Source organism: Bacillus sp. SIMBA_074 (assembly GCF_046534555.1).
GTDB lineage: Bacteria > Bacillota > Bacilli > Bacillales > Bacillaceae_G > Bacillus_A > Bacillus_A mycoides.
Genome location: NZ_JAWRYM010001365.1, coordinates 1 through 229 on the forward strand (window position 1 = coordinate 1; position 229 = coordinate 229).

Annotated in this window: 1 protein-coding gene; it reads right to left on the reverse strand. The window is 57.6% G+C overall.

The features are described from left to right. A partial coding sequence (locus SB773_RS35160; RefSeq protein ID WP_410595240.1) for a hypothetical protein occupies positions 1 to 229 on the reverse strand: 229 nt, incomplete at both ends.

The window sequence follows — 229 nt, forward strand, 5'->3', positions numbered from 1 at the left end:
GGCTTGCCACCATGGCCGCAAGGCCAGAGACCACCACCAAAATGCCTAGCCCGCCTAACTCTGTTCCGCTTTGCTGTTGGCCGAGCAGCGCTAAATAGGGTAATGCCAGCGCGCTTGAGAGCAGTAGCGCTCTGGCCATATTAAAGTGCAGAAACGTGCGGTCTTCACGCATCAGCGAGAGCCCAAGTTTGATGCTGTCCCAGGCGTTTTCCCCTCCTTCAACGGCTCC